General features: G+C 60.2%; 19 protein-coding genes. 13 read left to right on the top strand and 6 right to left on the bottom strand.

What is annotated here, in order from left to right; translation table 11 throughout:
• Window positions 1–26: 26 nt before the first annotated feature.
• From ACTRWK_RS02870 to ACTRWK_RS02825, 10 genes are all read left to right on the top strand, one after another.
• Complete coding sequence (locus tag ACTRWK_RS02870; RefSeq protein ID WP_064215833.1) at window positions 27–551, top strand: CoxG family protein; 525 nt, start codon at window positions 27–29, stop codon at window positions 549–551.
• 65 nt (window positions 552–616) lie between these two features.
• Window positions 617–1,546 carry an ABC transporter ATP-binding protein gene (locus ACTRWK_RS02865; RefSeq protein ID WP_009825261.1) on the top strand — a complete coding sequence of 310 codons (930 nt, stop codon included), beginning with the start codon at window positions 617–619 and terminating at the stop codon, window positions 1,544–1,546.
• A complete protein-coding gene (locus ACTRWK_RS02860) occupies window positions 1,543–2,304 on the top strand; it encodes an ABC transporter permease (protein ID WP_005849702.1) in 762 nt (253 codons plus the stop codon). Before ACTRWK_RS02865 ends, ACTRWK_RS02860 begins: the two co-directional genes overlap by 4 nt.
• Before the next feature lie 52 nt (window positions 2,305–2,356).
• Window positions 2,357–3,154: a S49 family peptidase gene (locus ACTRWK_RS02855; protein WP_289081721.1), complete on the top strand. Its 798-nt coding sequence runs from the start codon at window positions 2,357–2,359 to the stop codon at window positions 3,152–3,154.
• A gap of 173 nt (window positions 3,155–3,327) precedes the next feature.
• The gene (locus ACTRWK_RS02850) at window positions 3,328–4,281 is read left to right on the top strand and encodes a calcium/sodium antiporter (protein ID WP_005849697.1); all 954 of its coding nucleotides are present in this window, start codon (window positions 3,328–3,330) and stop codon (window positions 4,279–4,281) included.
• A gap of 12 nt (window positions 4,282–4,293) precedes the next feature.
• On the top strand, window positions 4,294–5,073 hold the full coding sequence (locus ACTRWK_RS02845; protein ID WP_005849695.1) for an SDR family oxidoreductase: 780 nt from the start codon (window positions 4,294–4,296) through the stop codon (window positions 5,071–5,073).
• Window positions 5,074–5,357: 284 nt separating this feature from the next.
• Complete coding sequence (gene uvrC, locus ACTRWK_RS02840) at window positions 5,358–7,223, top strand: excinuclease ABC subunit UvrC (RefSeq protein ID WP_037944819.1); 1,866 nt, start codon at window positions 5,358–5,360, stop codon at window positions 7,221–7,223.
• Window positions 7,224–7,345: 122 nt separating this feature from the next.
• Window positions 7,346–8,011, top strand: a complete 666-nt coding sequence (gene pgsA, locus ACTRWK_RS02835) for a CDP-diacylglycerol--glycerol-3-phosphate 3-phosphatidyltransferase (RefSeq protein WP_289081722.1) — start codon at window positions 7,346–7,348, stop codon at window positions 8,009–8,011.
• Window positions 8,011–8,256: a molybdopterin converting factor subunit 1 gene (gene moaD / locus ACTRWK_RS02830; RefSeq protein WP_005849691.1), complete on the top strand. Its 246-nt coding sequence runs from the start codon at window positions 8,011–8,013 to the stop codon at window positions 8,254–8,256. The genes pgsA and moaD overlap by 1 nt, the downstream gene beginning before the upstream one ends.
• Window position 8,257: 1 nt before the next feature.
• A complete protein-coding gene (locus ACTRWK_RS02825) occupies window positions 8,258–8,701 on the top strand; it encodes a molybdenum cofactor biosynthesis protein MoaE (protein WP_009825254.1) in 444 nt (147 codons plus the stop codon).
• Window positions 8,702–8,717: 16 nt separating this feature from the next.
• Here the strand turns inward: ACTRWK_RS02825 and ACTRWK_RS02820 are convergent, their stop codons facing one another.
• The 3 genes from ACTRWK_RS02820 to ubiA form a co-directional block, all read right to left on the bottom strand.
• Window positions 8,718–9,044: a hypothetical protein gene (locus ACTRWK_RS02820; RefSeq protein WP_005849689.1), complete on the bottom strand. Its 327-nt coding sequence runs from the start codon at window positions 9,042–9,044 to the stop codon at window positions 8,718–8,720.
• Window position 9,045: 1 nt separating this feature from the next.
• Window positions 9,046–10,944, bottom strand: a complete 1,899-nt coding sequence (locus ACTRWK_RS02815) for an OmpA family protein (RefSeq protein ID WP_462843784.1) — start codon at window positions 10,942–10,944, stop codon at window positions 9,046–9,048.
• Window positions 10,945–11,007: 63 nt separating this feature from the next.
• Entirely contained in the window at window positions 11,008–11,982 is a 975-nt protein-coding gene (gene ubiA, locus ACTRWK_RS02810; RefSeq protein ID WP_289081723.1) for a 4-hydroxybenzoate octaprenyltransferase, read from the bottom strand.
• A 12-nt stretch (window positions 11,983–11,994) separates the two neighbouring features.
• Here ubiA and ACTRWK_RS02805 point away from each other — a divergent pair, with 12 nt between their 5' ends.
• The 3 genes from ACTRWK_RS02805 (at window position 11,995) to ACTRWK_RS02795 (ending at window position 14,773) form a co-directional block, all read left to right on the top strand.
• On the top strand, window positions 11,995–12,717 hold the full coding sequence (locus ACTRWK_RS02805) for a 16S rRNA (uracil(1498)-N(3))-methyltransferase (RefSeq protein ID WP_260003676.1): 723 nt from the start codon (window positions 11,995–11,997) through the stop codon (window positions 12,715–12,717).
• Between the two features lie 97 nt (window positions 12,718–12,814).
• Window positions 12,815–13,342, top strand: a complete 528-nt coding sequence (locus ACTRWK_RS02800; protein ID WP_037944813.1) for a hypothetical protein — start codon at window positions 12,815–12,817, stop codon at window positions 13,340–13,342.
• A 60-nt stretch (window positions 13,343–13,402) separates the two neighbouring features.
• Window positions 13,403–14,773 (top strand): glutamate--cysteine ligase, encoded by a 1,371-nt coding sequence (locus ACTRWK_RS02795; RefSeq protein WP_289081724.1) that lies wholly within the window; start codon window positions 13,403–13,405, stop codon window positions 14,771–14,773.
• On the opposite strand, the gene ACTRWK_RS02790 is transcribed toward ACTRWK_RS02795, so the two are convergent.
• From ACTRWK_RS02790 to pyrC, 3 genes are read right to left on the bottom strand one after another with little or no spacing between them, the layout of a single operon-like run.
• The gene (locus ACTRWK_RS02790; protein ID WP_037944810.1) at window positions 14,767–15,042 is read right to left on the bottom strand and encodes a hypothetical protein; all 276 of its coding nucleotides are present in this window, start codon (window positions 15,040–15,042) and stop codon (window positions 14,767–14,769) included. The two genes, ACTRWK_RS02795 and ACTRWK_RS02790, sit on opposite strands and share 7 nt — an antisense overlap.
• Window positions 15,043–15,046: 4 nt before the next feature.
• Window positions 15,047–15,658: a glycerol-3-phosphate 1-O-acyltransferase PlsY gene (plsY, locus tag ACTRWK_RS02785; protein ID WP_005849669.1), complete on the bottom strand. Its 612-nt coding sequence runs from the start codon at window positions 15,656–15,658 to the stop codon at window positions 15,047–15,049.
• 2 nt (window positions 15,659–15,660) lie between these two features.
• A complete protein-coding gene (gene pyrC / locus ACTRWK_RS02780; RefSeq protein WP_289081725.1) occupies window positions 15,661–16,941 on the bottom strand; it encodes a dihydroorotase in 1,281 nt (426 codons plus the stop codon).
• Window positions 16,942–17,023: the final 82 nt, after the last annotated feature.

The following is a 17,023-nucleotide window of genomic DNA, read 5'->3' as shown; positions in this document are numbered from 1 at the left end:
CGCAAAGCCATCAACGGAGAGCCCCCATGAAAATGTCAGAGACCCGCCAGATCGCAGCCAGCCCGGCAGAGGTATATGCCGCGCTGCTGGACCCTGACATGCTGATCAAATGCGTCCCCGGCGCGACCGAGGTGACCGGTTCGCCGGAAGAAGGGTTCGAGGCGACCGTGGTGCAGAAGGTCGGCCCCGTCAAAGCCACGTTCAAGGGGCAGGTCACCATGACCGATATGGTGCCTGACCAGTCGATCAAGATCAGCGGCGAAGGCAAAGGCGGTGCTGCGGGCTTTGCCAAGGGCGAGGCGGACGTGACGCTGGCTGCTGTCGATGGCGGGACCGAGCTTTCCTATGACGTCGAGGCCAAGGTCGGCGGCAAGCTTGCGCAGCTTGGCAGCCGGATCATCGACGGGTTTGCCAAAAAGATGGCGGACCAGTTCTTTAACAACCTGCAAGAAACGCTTGAGGGCCCAGCCGAGGATGCGCCGGCGGAAGCGGCAGAGGCAGCGGATGCACCAGCCGAGAAAAAGGGCTGGTTCGGCCGCAGCAAAAGCTGACGGGTAGGGCCTGTTCACTTTGGAATAATCAGTCTAGTTTCCGGCCAACAACACCGGAGACGCCCATGCCTGACATCGTAAAGATCACCGACCTGCGCAAGGCCTATGCGGATGGGTTCGAGGCGCTGAAAGGCGTGTCGCTGAACATCCGAGAGGGCGAAATCCTTGCCCTGCTTGGCCCTAATGGCGCAGGGAAAACAACACTTATTTCAACCATTTGCGGGATCACGACCGGCACAGGCGGTAGCGTCACTGTGGGCGGTTTCGACACGGTAAACGACTACCGTGGTGCGCGGTCGATGATCGGGCTGGTACCGCAAGAGATCAACCTAGAACCCTTTGAAAAAGTCATCAGCACTGTGCGTTTCTCGCGCGGGTTGTTTGGGAAACCCAAGGATGATGCGGCAGTTGAAAAGATCCTGCGGCAGCTATCGCTTTGGGACAAGAAAGACAGCCAGATCCGCGCCTTGTCGGGCGGGATGAAACGTCGTGTCTTGATTGCCAAGGCATTGGCGCATGAGCCCCGCGTCCTGTTCTTGGACGAACCCACCGCCGGCGTCGATGTAGAACTGCGCCGCGATATGTGGAACATCGTCGCGGACCTGAAAGCCAGCGGCGTGACCATCATCCTCACCACCCACTATATCGAGGAAGCCGAGGCGATTGCCGACCGGATCGGTGTGATCGCCCACGGCGAGCTGCTGCTGGTCGAGGATAAAGACACGTTGATGTCACGCATGGGGAAAAAGCAGTTGGTGGTGCAGCTGACCCAACCGATTGACGCGATTCCTGACAGTCTTGTCTCTGATGCGCTGACCCTGTCCGACGACGGGCACGCGTTGATCTATTCCTATGACACGCGGGCAGAGCGGACGGGCATCACCAAGCTCTTGTCCGATGTCGCGGCCGCGGGGCTTGTGCTGTCTGATCTTGAGACGTCGCAAAGCAGTCTTGAGGATATTTTTGTCGATCTGGTCAAGGAGGACGCGGCATGAACTGGATCGCTGTCAAATCCATCTACACGTTTGAAATGGCGCGCTTCTTTCGCACCATCACGCAGAGTCTGATCTCTCCGGTGTTGTCGACATCGCTGTATTTCGTAGTGTTCGGCGCGGCGATCGGCAGCCGCATCCAAGAGGTAGAAGGCATCAGCTATGGCGCGTTCATCGTACCGGGGCTGATCATGCTGAGCGTGATCACGCAATCGATCTCGAACGCGTCCTTTGGCATCTATTTCCCCAAGTTCATCGGCACCGTGTTCGAACTTTTATCCGCGCCAGTTAACTTTATCGAAATTGTCTGTGGCTATGTCGGGGCTGCGGCGACCAAGGCACTGTTTATCGGGGTGATCATCCTGCTCACGGCGTTCTTCTTTGTGGACATCACCATTCAGCATCCGATCTGGATGGTGGCTTTTCTGGTGCTGACCTGCATCAGCTTTTCGCTGATGGGCTTCATCATCGGGATCTGGGCGGGCAACTTTGAACAGTTGCAGCTTGTGCCGCTGTTGATTGTGACGCCCTTGGTCTTCCTTGGGGGATCGTTCTATTCGATCTCTATGCTGCCGCCGGTATGGCAGGTGATCTCTCACTTTAACCCGGTGGTGTATCTGATCTCGGGCTTCCGCTGGGCCTTCTTCGGATCGGCGGATGTGCCGATTGTGACGAGCCTTTTGGCCATCGCGGGCTTTACGGCGCTGTGTCTTGCGGTGATCGGTTGGATTTTCCGTACCGGCTGGCGGATTAGGCAGTAAGTATCGGGTGCCCTCCTTGTTTGCAGGTATGGTGCACTCTACATGGGAAGGTATGAGAAAATACCTTCCCTTTTTGGCCTCCCGTCCGACGGTTTCCGTGGTGCGACTGTCTGGCGTGATCGGGGGCCGCACCCGTGGTGGCCTGAACGACAGCGGCATTGGCCCCGCCATCGACAAGGCATTCAACCGCGGCAAACCCGCGGCTGTGGTTTTGGAAATCAGCAGTCCCGGCGGTAGCCCGGTGCAATCGTCGTTGATCGGCGCGCGCATCCGGCGTCTGGCTGAGGAAAAGAACATCCCCGTCATCGCCTTTGTCGAAGATGTCGCGGCCTCTGGCGGCTATTGGCTGGCCGCGGCTGCGGATGAAATCTATGCCGATCCCAGTTCCGTTCTGGGGTCCATCGGTGTGATTTCGGCGTCTTTTGGTGCGGATGAATTTATCCAACGCCACGGGGTAGAGCGGCGGGTTTATACCGCAGGCCAGTCCAAATCCATGCTCGACCCGTTCCGCCCTGAAAAGCCCGAAGATGTCGCGCGGTTGAAGCAACTGCTGGAGGATATCCACGGGAACTTCATCGATCACGTCACATCACGCCGCGGGAGCAAGCTTGCGCCTGATATTGACCTGTTCACCGGAGAGGTCTGGCTGGCGAAACGCGCCACCGAGCTGGGGCTGATCGACGGCATCGGCCACCTGCGCCCGGTGATCGAACAACGCTTTGGCGACAAGGTGAAGTTCAACCGCTACGGCACCAAAAAGGGGCTGCTGTCCCGTTTTGGTGCGCAGATCATCGGCGACGCGGTCGACAGTATTGAAGAGCGCGCGGCCTATGCGCGGTTCGGGCTCTGACGCATGGTCTTTAAGATTGTCTTATTGTTTCTGGTCGCCATGGGCACGCTCGCATGGTTTGGAAAGATGCACTGGCTGGGCGGTAAGCGCCTGAGCCAGAAGAAATGTAATAATTGTGGACGCTATCGCATTGGGAAATCTCCCTGCGGATGCGGGGGTAAACGCGGATGATTATGCCTTGGGTTCTAAGTGTTTTGGGGCTGGTGATTTTGTTGCTGGCCGGGGATGCGTTGGTTAAGGGGGCGGTCAACCTGTCCCTGCGCCTCGGCGTGCCCGCTTTGATCGTCAGCCTGACGATTGTGGCGTTCGGGACGTCTGCGCCCGAATTGCTGGTGTCGATCAAGGCGGTGTTGGATGATTCACCTGGGATCGCATTGGGCAATGTCGTGGGGTCGAACACCGCGAACATCCTGCTGGTGCTCGGGGTGCCCGCCTTGCTGGCGACGATGCACACGTCAGAGTGTAGCACGCGCAAGACGTTCAACATGATGATTGCCGCTTCGGTGTTGTTCATCGGGCTGGCGTATCGTGGCGTTTTCGATTTCTGGGCGGGTTTCGTGTTGCTGGGGGCCTTGGCCTATGTGCTGTACGACATGTACCGCGACGGCAAAGAGCATCGCCGCGAATGTAAAAACGCTGCCGCTGCGGACCTGGAAGAGCCCGAAGGGGCCGATCCCGATATGCCGGGCTGGCGCATTGCGGTATTCCTTGTGCTTGGGTTGGTGGGTTTGCCCCTCGGGGCGGGGCTGCTGGTGGATAATGCGTCCATGATCGCGCGCGCCTACGGTGTGAGCGACACGGTGATCGGGCTGACGCTGGTGGCGATCGGAACCTCGATGCCCGAACTCGCCACAACTGTTATGGCTGCGCTGCGTCGTCAGGCTGATGTCGCCTTGGGTAACGTGATCGGGTCCAACCTGTTCAACCTACTGGGCATTATCGGTATCGCGAGCCTTGTAGGGCCGATCCATGTTGATCCGGAATTCCTGCGGTTCGATCTGTGGGTCATGCTGGGGGCGTCGCTGCTGTTGATCCCCTTTGTGTATCTGGGGCGTGACATCAACCGCATCTGGGGCATCGTTCTATGTGCCGTCTATGCGGGCTATATGGCGGCTGTTCTGATCTAAAAGAGGTGCGGTATGAAACACGCGTTGGTAACCGGAGCCGGAGCCCGCTTGGGGCGTGCGATGGCGCTATATCTCGGGGATCGCGGGTATGACGTTGCGGTGCATTACAACAGCTCGTCCGACGGTGCCGACGAGGTTGTGTCCGAGTTGAAGGCAAAGGGGCGGCAGGCTGTCGCCCTACAAGCCGATCTGCTGGACGAGACCGCGACGCATGATCTGCTGCCACGCGCGGCAGTGGCGCTTGGCGGGCCGATCACCTGCCTTGTAAACAACGCGTCGATTTTTGAATACGACAACATTTCTACCGCGACAGAGGAAAGCTGGAACCGCCATATCGGTAGCAACCTGCGGGCACCTTTCATTCTGACGCAGGCGATGGCCGCGCAAGGCTTGGCTCCGGAGACTGACGCACAGGACGAGCCCGTCGCCGTGGGGCTGATCATCAATATGCTGGACCAGCGTGTGCGCAAGCTCACGCCGGAGTTCATGACATATACCATCGGAAAAATGGGGTTGTGGGCGCTGACCCAGACATCTTCCCAAGCACTGGCGCCGGCGATAAGGGTCAATGCAATCGGTCCTGGGCCGACCCTGAAGGGGGCCAAGCAGACCGACGAACACTTTGCGCGACAGCGGTCCAAGGTGATTCTCGAACGGGGGGCGAATCCCCGCGATATTACCGCTGCATTGGGCTATTTCCTTGATGCGCCGTCGGTTACGGGGCAGTTGATCTGCACTGACGGGGGGCAGCACCTAGGCTGGAAAACCCCCGACGCGCAAGGCCTAGAATAGGCTTTCCACGCAAGTTGTGCACCGCGGTCACATCGGTAACAAAACCGTTACAAAAAGGGGCGTGTTTTCAGTGGGTTGGAAAGTGTTAATAAAAATAACGTCTAAAATCAATGGCTTGCACATATGCCTAAAAATTAGGCAAACACCGGAAGCCCCATTAATACATGGGAAAATCCGCGCTGTTTGAAAGTTATCTGCAAGGTTATCCACAAGAGTCGTGGGTATGTTTAATCTTGTCCTACCGCTAACACTGTTGCAGCCAAAAGGTCCGAACGCTCGAATCAATGTCAGACGCTAACGAAAAACCGAAAACCGGCCATGAGGTGATTCAATCGTACCTGAAAACGATTGATGGCTCTCCTGGTGTGTACCGGATGCTCGATTCGGAAAGCCGTGTCCTTTACGTGGGCAAGGCGCGAAATCTGCGCGCGCGGGTGAGCAACTACGCGCGGCCGTCGGGTCATTCGGGCCGGATCGCGCGGATGATATCAAACACCGCGTCGATGATGTTTCTGACCACGAAGACAGAGACCGAGGCGTTGCTGCTTGAACAGAACCTGATCAAACAGCTCAAGCCGAAATTCAACGTGCTGCTGCGCGATGACAAGAGCTTTCCCAATATTCTGGTCACGGCCACGCATGATTATCCGCAGATCAAAAAGCACCGTGGGGCCAAAAAAGAAAAGGGCAATTACTATGGGCCCTTCGCCAGCGCCGGTGCGGTGAACCGTACGCTGAACCAGCTGCAACGGGTGTTCCTGCTGCGCGATTGCTCTGACGCGATGTTCGAAAGCCGCTCGCGCCCCTGTTTGCAGCATCAGATCAAGCGCTGCTCTGCCCCCTGTGTGGGTAAGATCTCGCCGGAGGAATATCGCAAGACGGTGCAGGACGCGGAGAAATTCCTCAACGGTAAGTCCACCGATATTCAGGGCAGGCTGGCGACCGAGATGGCCGAGGCGTCAGAGGCGATGGAGTTTGAACGCGCCGCCGCCCTGCGCGACCGGATCAAGGCGCTGACGCAGGTGCAAACGGCACAGGGGATCAACCCGCAAGGCGTTGCGGAAGCGGATATTATCGCGCTGCACCTGGATCAGGGGCAGGCTTGCGTGCAGGTCTTCTTTATCCGCGCTAACCAGAACTGGGGGAACCGCGACTACTACCCCCGTGTGGGCCCGGATGTGGATGCCGCCGAGGTGCTGGAGGCCTTTATCGGTCAGTTCTATGACACCCGCGAACCACCGCGTCAGCTGATCCTGTCGAACGACATCGAAAGCCCCGATCTGATGGTCGAGGCGCTGTCGGGGAAGCTGGGGCGTAAAGTTGATATCGTGGTCCCCAAACGTGGCGAAAAAGCAGAGCTGGTCGATGGGGCGCTGCGCAATGCGCGCGAATCTCTGGCGCGGAAACTGGCAGAGACAGCAACCCAGACGAACCTTCTTAAAGGTATCGCTGACGCCTTTGATCTGCCTGCACCGCCGCAACGGATCGAGGTCTACGATAACTCCCACATCCAGGGGACGAACGCGGTTGGAGGTATGATTGTCGCCGGCCCCGACGGGATGATGAAAAACCAGTACCGCAAGTTCAACATTCGCGGCGATGACCTGACGCCGGGGGATGACTTTGGCATGATGAAAGAGGTGCTGACCCGTCGTTTCAAACGATTGCTCAAGGAAGACCCGGACCGCAAGCTTGGCATGTGGCCCGACCTGCTGTTGATCGACGGTGGTGCAGGGCAGGTGAGTGCTGTGGCATCCATCATGCGCGAATACGGGGTCGAGGATATTCCGATGGTCGGCGTGGCCAAAGGTGTGGATCGTGATGCGGGCAAAGAGGAATTTTACCGCGTTGGCAAGCGCCCGATGGCCTTGCGGCATAATGATCCGGTTTTGTATTTCATCCAGCGTTTGCGCGACGAAGCCCACCGTTTCGCCATCGGCACCCACCGTGCCAAACGTGCCAAGGCCGTGGGGGCGACGCCCCTTGATGATGTGCCCGGCGTCGGTGCCGCCCGCAAACGCGCGCTGCTGGCCCATTTCGGGTCAGCCAAGGCCGTTGGTCGCGCGAACTTGAGCGACTTGAAGGCGGTCGACGGGGTGTCGGTTGCTTTGGCCGAACGGATTTATGCGTTTTTCCATGAACGCGGATAGCCCAAAATTTCAGCCTTCGGGCACGTGGTGGGGGCAGGACGCTCCGCGGGGAGTTTATTTTGCAAAATGAAGGCGATGTCTTGGCACTTTCCCCTGTCGTCTTGCCACTGTAGGGTGACGCTATGAAGTGGAATATCCCCAATATCCTGACGCTCTTGCGTCTTGTCGCGGCCCCGGGTGTGGCTGTGATGTTCTTGTATTTTACGCGTCCATATGCGGACGCTTTGGCGATGTTCCTGTTCATCGCCGCTGCGGTCACCGATTGGTTTGACGGCTATCTTGCGCGCGCATGGGGGCAGGAAACCAAGCTGGGGACCATGCTGGACCCGATTGCCGACAAGGCGATGGTGGTGATTGCGCTGATGGTGATCGTCGCGTTTTCAAGCTGGTCGCCGTGGCTGGTGCTCCCTGCCACCGTGATCCTGTTTCGCGAAGTCTTTGTTTCGGGCCTGCGGGAGTTTCTGGGGGATGTGTCCGGCACCTTGAAGGTCACGGCGCTGGCCAAGTGGAAGACAACCGCGCAGATGGTCGCGATTGCTGTGCTGTTCGGGCAGGGGCTGTTTGAACACTACTTTGGCATGTCGATTTTCGGCATGGATAACGCCTTGGTCGGTGCCATACTCTCTGGCGAGGAAGAGGACGTTCTAGGGCTTACGTGGAAGTTCCACGGGATGATCTGGGCCGGCCGGATCGGGTTGGCGCTGCTTTGGATTGCGGCGGCGCTGACGGCGATCACCGGTTATGATTATCTGCGCAAATCCATGCCCCATCTGGTGGAGCCACGCTGATGAATATCTTGTATTTTGCATGGGTTCGCGAACGTATCGGGCTTCCTCGTGAGAAGGTCGAGACGTCGGCGCGCACTGTTCTGGATCTTGTAGAGGAATTGCGCGCTCGTGAAGAGCGCTATGCGGTCGCCTTTTCCGATCTGTCCGGCCTGCGTGTCGCCGTGGATCAGGAACTTGCCGATTTCGATGCCTCGTTAGAAGGGGTGCGCGAAGTGGCGTTTTTCCCGCCGATGACAGGGGGTTGAGATGAAAATCTCGGTTCAGGAAGCGGGTTTTGATCTGGGGCAGGAAAGCCAGGATTTTGCGGCCGGTCATCGGGATATGGGCGCCATCGTGACCTTCACCGGCATCGTGCGCGATCTGCCCGATGATCCGTTGCAGGCGATGGAGATTGAACACTACCCCGGCATGACCGAATCTGCCCTGACCGAGATGGCCGAAACCGCGATGGCGCGGTTTTCGCTGGGGGATGCGCTGGTCATTCACCGCTTTGGCCGACTGCTGCCGGGCGAGATGATCATGATGGTCGCCACCGCTGCGCGCCACCGCAAGGATGCGTTTGAAGCGGCTGAATTCCTGATGGATTACCTGAAGTCGCGCGCGCCCTTCTGGAAGCGCGAGATCACTGCCAAAGGGGCGGATTGGGTTGCATCAAAGGCAGAAGACGAAGACGCGCTGGCCCGGTGGTAAGCGGCACGTCGGCCCTTTAGCTGGCCTGTTGACGATCGATATAGGCGCGCATTTCTTCCGCTTCGTGGCGTGCATCGCGCAACCCGTCCATCGCCGCGCGCAGCTCTGCCTCGGTCTGGTTGAGCTGGTTCGTCAGCTCTGCCTCGCGCTGTTGCAGATAGGTGATCGCCTGATCGCGGGTTTCTTCCGCTTCGTGCAATTCCTGGCTCATCCGGTCAAGCTGGGCGACATCGTCGGCCGCCACGCGGGTAAAGCGGTGCAGCAGCCAGTTGGCAAACCATCCAAGGCAGAAGGCGACGAATAGGATAATCGCTGTCGCGATGACAAATTCGGTTCTGCTCATGTTAGTTGCCTTCTTGGGTCTGGTCGGATGGTGTGTCTGTATCGCCTGTATCCGCGCCATTTTCCAGCGCTGTTTCGTCAGAATCTTCCGACGGGCCTTCATTGATCAGCTTAAATTCGATCCGGCGGTTCGCCTCGCGGCCTTCTTCGGTGTCGTTGGAGGCAACGGGCGATTCTTCGCCATAGCCCTTGGCCACGAAGGAGCCGGTGATTACGCGGCGGGCGCGCAGTTCGTTCAGCACCGACTGTGCCCGTGACTGGCTCAGCGCAAGGTTCATTTCCTCGCGGCCCTGGCTGTCGGTATAGCCCTGTACCTCAAGTGCTATGTCGCGGCAGTCTTGCAGGATTTCGGCAATTTGATCCATCGTACCAAGCGCCGAGGCGTCAATGGTGGCGCTGCCGGGTTCGAAGTTGATCTTGCCCTTGGCCACAACTTTGCCGATCTCGGCTTCGCATTCCTGCGGGGTGGGCAGGCCCAGAACGGGGTCGAGCTTTTCTTGATAGGCGACTTTGACCTCATAGTCTTTGCCTTCGCCCAGTTTGCCCGCCAACAAGGTTGCGATCTGCGTGCTGGCATCGGGGTTACCGGTGTTGCCCGCGACGCTGACGCTATCGGGTGTCACGATGACCGTGCCGTTGGCGAGCTTGGACAGCGCGTCGAGTGCGGACAGCACGCGCGTCGGCCAATCGGCGGGCAGATCATCGACAATCCGCGCGGCGGTATAGACCTTGTCCGAGCCAAAGCTCGCCTTGGCGTAGCTGTCGGCCAATTCGCGCAGCGCGTCGTCTGTCAGACGGCCGCGCAGCTGCACCTGACCTTCGGGCGAGAGCGTGGCGACAAATTCGGGCGGGCCGGCGTCGGGGTCGACAGTTTGGGGCAGGCGGGCATTCAGCGCAAAGACGTCAGGCAGGGCGTTTTCCAGCTCTCCGACGACGCGGTCAAAGACGGAGCGTTCGGTGCCTTCGGCGGCGATCAGGCTGATATCGGCATCGGCAAAGCTGACGGAGCCGCCACCGATCTTGGACAGCGCGCCGATGGCTTTCTCCACGGCTTCCGACCACCGCGGGCTTGGCACGCCAAGACCCACCGTGCAGCGTGCCGACCCCGGTGCGCCAGCCGCAACGGCCGCCTTGAGGATCCGGGCGCTGGCCTGTTCGGTATCCGCGCTGCAGGCGTCAAAGCCGGTGCTGTCCTCCTCGATCTGGAAGCGCAGGGTGAAGGGCGTGATCACCGGGCGCGGTGCGGCGATCTCCAGCGTCACCACCAGCCCGGGAGGGGCCGCACGTTTCAGCTGGTTTTCCAGCCGTGCCTTGGCTTCTGCGCTGTCGGAAATGGCCGTGATCGCCACACGCCCCGCTTCGGCAGAGACTTTGGCACGGGGCAGTTTCTCCATCGCGGAAATGGCGAAACCAAAGGCGTCTTCCCATCCGTCGGGGGCAGGGTAATTCGCTGATTCCAGTAGGTCGGCGACATGATCTCGACCGGCGATGGATTGGAAACGGTCGATCGCCGCATCGCGGTCGGTGGTCGTGGGAATCAGCCCGATAATCGAAACGCCGGAATCATTGCGCAAGATCTCGACCGAGAATTTCGGCGCGGCGATTGCGGCCTGCGCGGTCACATCCATCTGGTCAATCACGCGGGCAGCATCGACGATGGTGCCTGCGGTGCTTAGCGCATTGAACCGCGCGACTTCGTCCGGCGCGGTGCCCGACAGGGTGACCTGCAACCCGTCTGCCTGCACTTCGGCCCATGTCATCTCTTTTGCATCAAGCGCATCACGCACGCCGATCTCGGAGTTTTCCTCGATCAGGGTTACCGAAAAATTCGCGGCCACCAATGACACGGTCGCAGCGGCGGTAAAGGTCATCGCGATGATCAGGAGTGCAGATAGGCGCATAAGCTCGTTTCTGAAACCGTTAACGTTGGAGCCTTTGATACGCCCGAGGGGACAGGGGTGCAATCACGCCAGCAGGGCTGCGGCAAAAAACACCAGCGGGATCATGCCGGTATCGCGGTTCACACGAAACAGGCGTAGAAGCTTGTCGTTGTCGTTGATGTCAATGCCACGCAACTGCCACGCCATATGCCACCCCATTGCCCAAGGCCCGCCAAGGGCGATGACCATCGCCAGAAAGGATGCGGAATCGCGCAGGGCAAAGATTACCGCCAGCCCCATCAGGCCCACGGTGGCGATCAGGAAGCGCCGCAGCCAATGGCCGGTATTGTCTCCGAACAGGCGGGCTGTGGATTTGACCCCGATCAGGGCGTCATCTTCCTTGTCCTGATGGGCATAGATCGTGTCATAGAACAGCGTCCACGCGATTCCCGCAGCATAGAGCACCACCGCAGGCGCGCCGAGGCTGCCGGTATGGGCGGTCCAGGCCAGCAGCGCGCCCCAGTTAAATGCGATGCCAAGGAAAACCTGCGGCCACCACGTGAAACGTTTGGCAAAAGGGTAAACGGCGACAGGCAGCAGGGCCAGCACACCAAGGGCAATGGCTGCCCCGTTGAAGGTCAGCAAAATGCCAAGCGCGATCAGCATCTGTGCGATCATCCATGCCAGCGCGCCTTTGACGCTGACCTGACCCGAGGGGATGGGTCGTGATCGCGTGCGGGCAACCTTGCCATCGATATGCCGGTCGGTGATGTCGTTCCACGTGCACCCCGCGCCGCGCATCAGCCAGGCACCGGCACCGCAGCCGATGAAGATCCACAGGTCAAACCAGCGCGGTTGCTGGTCAAACAGCATCGCCAGCGTCAGCCCCCACCAGCAGGGCAGCAGCAAAAGCCAAGTGCCAATAGGGCGGTCGGCGCGGCTGAGCCGCAGGTAGGGGCGGGTGAAACGCGGCGCAAAACGGTCCACCCAATTGTCCGCAGGGGCATCGACCACGCGTGGCGCATCATTCCCATCTGGTGTCGGCGAGGTGTCGTACATATATCTGTGCCCATGAACGCGAAAATCAGACTTTATGTAGATCATCCGTTGGGGCAGGGGCAATCCGTTCCTTTGGATAAGGCACAGGCGCATTATCTCTTTGGCGTGATGCGCCAATCGGTGGGCGCGTCGGTTCTTTTGTTTAATGGCATCGATGGCGAATGGCGCGCCGAGGTCGCCGAGGCGGGTAAACGCGGCGGTGTGCTGGCCTGTGCCGAGCAGACGAAACCGCTGCAGATGCCGCCCGACCTGTGGCTGATCTTTGCGCCGATCAAAAAGGCGCGCACGGATTTCATTGTCGAGAAAGCTGCCGAAATGGGTGCGCGGCGCATTGTGCCGGTGCAAAGTGAATTTACCAACGCCGGCCGCGTGCAGCGCGATCGTCTGCAAGCCCACGCGGTCGAGGCAGCGGAGCAATGCGGCGGGACTTTCGTTCCAGAGGTGGCCGATATGGTCCGGCTGGACCGTCTGATCGATCGTTGGGAGCCCGAGCGGTCCTTGATGTTCTGCGACGAGGCGCTGGCGGGCGAGGAAGAGGGGCTCGCATCCGCGCGGCCTGGTCCTTGGGCTATCCTGATTGGACCAGAGGGCGGATTTTCCGACAGTGAACGCGTGCGTTTGCGCGGGTTGGACTGGTCGCGCCCCGTCGCCTTGGGGCCGCGCATCTTGCGGGCGGATACGGCAGCGGTGGCGGCCATGACCCTGTGGCAAAAAACATTGGGAGATTGGGCGTGAGTGCGGTTTCCGGCACGCGCGTCGAAGTGGGGGTTTCACACCCCCACGCCCCCGTGGAGTTTATCTGGCAAAATGAAGCCTGCACTAGGAGAGCACGATGAGTTTTCTGCGACCTGAGGCGAAGGCTGAACTGTGGCGTTGGCGCGAGGTTCTGGGCGGAATCGCGGCCGCTTTGATCGGGCTTTGGCTGGTGGCGGGGCCGGGGTTGCTGTTGGCGATACCGGGCTATGCGCTGATCCTTGCGGGGGTGATCTTTGTCTGGATTGGAGGACAGCGGGTGCGGTTTCGCAAGACCGGACTCGGGGCTGGAGCGGTGCAGGTGGATGAAGGGCAGATCGCCTATTTCGGTCCCCTGACCGGCGGCGTCATCGCCCTACGCGAGATGGAGCGTCTGAGCCTTGAGCGCGGGGCCTATCCGGCGCATTGGAAACTGGAACAGCCTGGACAAAATCCCGTGATGATCCCCGTGGATGCCGCGGGGGCGGACGCGCTTTTTGACGCTTTTGCCGCACTTCCGGGGCTGCGTACCGAAAGAATGTTGGCCGAATTGGCCGATGACAAGACCCTGTCCGTCGTGATTTGGGAGCGGCGTTCGATGCGGCCGGCCTCGACCCTGTTGCATTGACACCCCGCCCAAATCGCACCATCCCTTAGACCACAGAAATTGAACTCGGAGCCACCCCACATGTCTATCCCTCAATCCGGCGGCGGCCCGATCGAAAGTTACGACCAGCTGGTCAACTACCTCGCGGACGGGTGCAAGCCCAAGGAAGATTGGCGCATCGGTACCGAGCACGAGAAATTCGGCTACAACAAAGAGACGCTGCTGCCCTTACCCTATGAGGGCGATTGTTCGATCCGCGCCATGTTGGAAGGGCTGCGCGACGGCCACGGCTGGGATCCTGTGGAAGAGGGCGGCAAGCTGATCGGGTTGGTCAAGGACGGGGCCAATATCTCGCTCGAGCCGGGCGGTCAGTTGGAGCTGTCGGGCGCGCCCGTCGAAACCATCCACGAGACCTGCGACGAGGTGAACACCCATCTGCGCGAAGTGCGCGATGTGGCGGACCGGATCGGGGCGGGGTTCATTGGCTTGGGCGCGGCACCGGAATGGTCCCACGACCAGATGGATCTGATGCCCAAGGGCCGGTACAAGCTGATGAACGAATATATGACCAAGGTCGGCACGATGGGCCGGGTCATGATGCGCCGGACCTGCACGGTGCAGGTGAACCTTGATTTCGGGTCCGAGGCGGACATGGTGCAAAAGCTGCGCGTGGCGCTGGCCTTGCAACCTGTCGCGACGGCGCTGTTTGCGAATTCGCCGTTTTTCGAAGGCAAGCCCAACGGCCATAAATCATGGCGCAGCCGCGTGTGGCGTGATCTGGATGCGGCGCGTACGGGCATGTTGCCCTGGGTGTTTGAAGACGGCATGGGTTTTGAACGTTGGGTGGAATATGCGCTCGATGTGCCGATGTATTTTGTCTACCGCGATGGAAAATATATCGATGCCCTGGGGCAGTCTTTCCGCGACTTCCTGAAAGGCAAGTTGCCTGCGCTGCCCGGAGAAATGCCGACGCTGAGCGATTGGGCGGACCACCTGACCACCGCCTTCCCCGAGGCGCGGATCAAGAAATTCATCGAAATGCGCGGTGCCGATGGCGGGCCGTGGCGTCGTCTATGTGCCTTGCCCGCGTTTTGGGTCGGGCTGACTTATGACCAACAGGCGCTGGATGGCGCTTGGGATCTGGTTAAAGGCTGGGATGCCGAAACGCGCGAGGCGCTGCGGGTCGCGGCCTCTGTCGACGGGTTGCAGGCTAAGGTGGACGGCGTGCGCATGCATGACATCGCGCGCGAGGCCGTGGCCCTGTCCGAACAAGGTCTGAAAGCACGGGCGCGCAGCGGTGCGGGCGGTATGGTCCCGGACGAGACGCATTTCCTGAACGCGCTGAAGGAAAGCATCGAGACCGGCAAGGTCCCTGCGGACGAGCTGCTGGAGGATTATGACGGCAAGTGGAAGGGCGACCTCAGCCGGATCTACGCCGATTATTCTTACTGATCCTCGATGATCAGCCCGCGGACAAAGGCGATGACCTTGGCCGCGGGCATTTCGCAGGGATAAAGGCGTGCGCCGCTGGCGAGCGCATAGAGGTTCAGGCTGATATAGTCCGGACCGCCTAATTCCTCGGCAACCAGTTTCCAGCTTTTACCTGAATTAAAGGTGCTTTTTGACCAAACATAGCGGCGGGTTTGATATCTGCCGGTGTGAGTGCCGTCAGGCAGCGCGTGGAACGCGTCCAAAAAGCGCGCGTCTACGGTAGCCGTCACAGGGTCAGTCTTTCTTGGCGCCGATCTTGGGTTCGGTGCCCGCGCGGATGCGTTTGATGTTCTCGCGGTGGCGCCAGAACACCAGCAGGGTCAGCAGAATGCCCAGAAACAGGGCGCTGCCGTAGCCCAGGAAGATCATAAAAAAGGTCGATGCCGCGGCGGATGCCAGCCCCCCGATGGACGAGGTGCGGGTGACGGCCATGGCGATCAGCCACGCCAGACAGCAGGCGAGGCCGACGGGCCATGCAAGGGCCAGCAACACACCAAGGAATGTCGCGACACCCTTGCCGCCCTTGAACCCCAGCCAGACCGGATAGCAATGGCCCAGCATCGCGGCCAATGCGGCGATTTGCGCGGCGTCCTCGCCCGCGAAGAGCCGGGCCAGCAGCACTGCAACGGCCCCTTTTCCCCCATCCAGGATCAACGTCAGCGCCGCCGCTTTTTTGGAACCTGTGCGCAGCACATTGGTGGCACCGATATTGCCCGACCCGATGCTGCGCAGATCGCCCAGATTCATCGCGCGGGTCAGCACCATGCCAAAGGGGACCGACCCGATCAGATAGGCCGCAACGGCCCAGAAAAGGAGCACGAATAGAGAAGAGTCGATCAGGGGCATATTCAGGAGGCCTTATAGATGCAGGTGCCGGAAACGTAAGTTTCCAAGACCTTACCTTGCATGCGCATCCCGTCAAAGGGGGTGTTGCGCGATTTCGACCGCAAAACCTCGCGGTTCATCACGAAAGGCGCGCCATCATCAAACAGCACCAGATCGGCGGGGGCACCGACGGACATCCGCCCCCCGGGCAGCCCCAGACGTTTCGCAGGGTTGAACGACAGCGCACGCCACAATGTGGCGATATCGATCATCTCGGAATGGACCAGTCGCAAGGCTGCGGGCAGCAGGGTTTCCAATGCGACGGCCCCCGATGCGGCTTCCTCGAACGGGAGCCGTTTGGATTCCTCGTCCTGCGGGGTGTGCATGGAACAGATGATATCGATCAGACCAGAGGCCACGGCCTCTACCACGGCGATGCGATCCTCTTCGTCGCGCAGGGGGGGCTTGAGCTTGAAGAAGGTGCGGTAGTCGGCCACATCCAGCGCGTTCAGCGTCAGGTGGTGGATGCCGACCCCGGCGGTGATATCCAGACCGTTCTTCTTTGCACGCTCCAGCGCGGGCAGGGCGCGGGCGGTGGTGATCTGGTCGGCGTGATAGCGGGCCCCCGTCATTTCGATCAGGGCGATGTCGCGGTCCAGCCCCATGCGTTCCGCCATGGGCGAGACGGCAGGGAGCCCGCGCAGCGACGCGAATTTACCAGAGGTCACCGCCGCCCCCTTGCTCAGGATGGGTTCCTGCGGGTGAGCGATGACAAGCGCGCCAAGGCTACGGGCATAGGTCAGCGCGCGGGAGAATACTTTGGTATCCGTCACCACGCGATCACAATCGGTAAAGCCCACGGCACCGGCATCCATGAGAAACCCGATCTCTGTCATCTCGCGGCCTTCGCGGCCCTTGGTCAGCGCAGCCATGGGCACGACGTTGACCGGCGCGGCCTCGTTCGCACGGCGGGTGACGAATTCAAGCACTTCGGGGCTGTCGATGGTGGGGTCGGTGTCGGGGCGGGTGACCATTGTCGTGACCCCACCCGCAGCCGCTGCCAGCCCCGCAGAGCGGAAGCTTTCCTTGTGCCGCTCCCCGGGTTCACAGACCTTGACGCCCAGATCGACGATACCGGGGGCCAGGTATTTCCCACGGCAATCCACGACCTGCGCATCCCCGGGGATCGGTGCGGTATCGTCGAGTACCGCCGCGATCTTGCCATCCTCGACCCGAATCGTGCCGCGGGTGACGGTGCCTGCTTCGGGGTCGATCAGCTGCGCGTTGATAAAATGCAGGGTCATGGAGGGGCCTTCGTCGTTAGGAAAACAGGGGTGCCGCGGGGGCGGTCAGAAAGGTCAGGACCCGATCCACACCATCATGCCC

This window comes from Sulfitobacter sp. G5_S2_6_S6, from assembly GCF_054968505.1.
The sequence above is the reverse complement of the archived record's forward strand: the minus strand, read 5'-3'. Positions and strand labels throughout refer to the sequence as shown.